The organism is Wolbachia endosymbiont of Drosophila baimaii (assembly GCF_028982185.1).
Classification (GTDB): domain Bacteria; phylum Pseudomonadota; class Alphaproteobacteria; order Rickettsiales; family Anaplasmataceae; genus Wolbachia; species Wolbachia pipientis.
This window is the reverse complement of sequence record NZ_JAPQLE010000167.1, coordinates 1-1,887: the sequence shown is the minus strand read 5'-3', so window position 1 is coordinate 1,887 and position 1,887 is coordinate 1. Positions and strand designations below refer to the sequence as shown.

At 35.2% G+C, this 1,887-nt stretch carries 2 protein-coding genes and 1 pseudogene; all 3 read right to left on the bottom strand.

The features are described 5' to 3' along the window. Nucleotides 1-200 (bottom strand): annotated as a pseudogene (locus OZD66_RS05300) (hypothetical protein); the annotation flags it as partial. 4 nt (nt 201-204) lie between these two features. Further along, on the bottom strand, nt 205-795 hold the full coding sequence (locus OZD66_RS05295; protein ID WP_275022434.1) for a COQ9 family protein: 591 nt from the start codon (nt 793-795) through the stop codon (nt 205-207). A gap of 6 nt (nt 796-801) precedes the next feature. After that, on the bottom strand, nt 802-1,887 hold a 1,086-nt coding region (locus OZD66_RS05290; protein WP_275022432.1), incomplete at its 5' end, for a Mur ligase family protein.

The window sequence follows — 1,887 nt, the reverse complement described above, 5'->3', positions numbered from 1 at the left end:
AGGAAAAACATTCCTCTATTCGAATCCTTTCGTCGTGCTGTTGATTCTGCCTTCCTATGACCTGTTCGGACTATTATAAGAAATGCTATACCATTATTATCCTCACGATAAACTAAATGTTCTTTATGATCAGCATGAATATTTTTATTTTCACAAACCTTTTCAGGATCGTGCTCAAGTACTTTTCTACCAACAATCAATAGCTTATAAGAAATTTCCTATGATTCCTTTTAAGCGAGTTTTGAATTTTTGAAATGTCATGACATTGTTGATACGGTTATCAAGAAACGATAAAGTATCCACAAAATCTTCTGAATAATCATTGATAAAAAAAAGTATCGTACTTAAGTACACTCCAGCTAATATTGCTCTTTTTGTATAGTAGTTAAAATCTGTTGATTGGTCATAAATGCCATACCAAATCGCACTAACAGTTCTGTATAAAAGTTTACTAGAAAAATATGTATTTTTTGGTGATACAGAGAATAATAAAACATTTTTTAAAAGTTCTCTATAATTTGGTAGCTTAGCGTAATTTGAAAGGCGTATTTGAATGGCTAACTTTACTCGCTCTCGCACTTTCATATCTTCTAAATTAGAATTCCTTAGTTCAGTTTCCATTGAGCTATTTAAGTCCTCTGCTATGTGCTCCAAAGCGCTATATATTCCATTCTGAAATTTGCAAAAGCTATTAGCTAGATTAAGGTCAGTGCACACCTTTAATAGGGTTTCATCGCTTATCCCTTCAAATGGAATAACCCTAATTAGCTTATCTATTATTAACTTTTGTTCCACGCAACATTATACTAAACAGCATGTGTGATTGTACCTGAGATTTTCAAACATTCTACAAAATGCTTCACCACGTTCCTCGAAATTTTTCCATTGATCAAAAGAAGCACACGCGGGAGAAAGTAATATTGTTACTTCTTCTGCGCTATTTAAGGCCTCTTCAAAAGCCAATCTGAATGCATCTTCTAGATTGCAACATTTAACATAATCTACTTTATTCTCCATAACATTTGCAAAAGCTTCGGTTGATTCTCCAATAAGAAAAGCTTTTCTAACCCTTGTAAAATGCTTGCTTAATGATTCTATTCCACCTTTTTTGCTTCTTCCACCAGCGATCCAATTTATGTTTTCATAAGATAAGATCGCCTTTTCGCTCGATTTTGCATTAGTTGCTTTGCTATCGTTCACGAAAAACACATTTCTTATTTTGCCAAGCAGTTCATTCCTATGCCTCAGTCCTGAAAAGGACTTGATTCCATTGATAATAGTGTTGCTATCTACTCCAAGTACCTTACATACGGCATATGTGGCTGCTATGTTTTCTGCGTTGGATATTAGGTTTATTTTCACGTCGCTTACTGATAAGCTATGATTCTCTAGTTTTAACGAGATCTTCTGAATCCCAGTGCCCCTTTTGTCATCCAAGTAGCTGACACTGGGATCCAGATAATTTCGATCTATACCAGTAATCTGTTCACTATAATCAAGCAAATTGTTACCTGCCAATGATATTAGATCTCTTGCACCACCCTCTGTCATCTGAGTAGTTGGCAATGGTTTTTCTTTTCTGGATTCCAGCGTCACGCGCTGGAATGACATCGGGGAATATGTTACTGAGATTGGAATTTTGTTTCCAGTGAATTTGTTGAATATGTCAGCAGTAATCTCATTGTCACATCCTATTACGGCAACCTCACTACCGTTTATCAGTTTTAATTTAGTTGCTATGTAGTTCTCCATACTTCCATGCCTATCTATGTGATCTGGTGTAATATTGAGCAGTGCTGAAATGTCCACGTTAATTTCATTCATCAACTCCAATTGAAAAGAGGAGAGTTCGATTACATAAATTTCTGCATCTCTTTCTAGATCCAA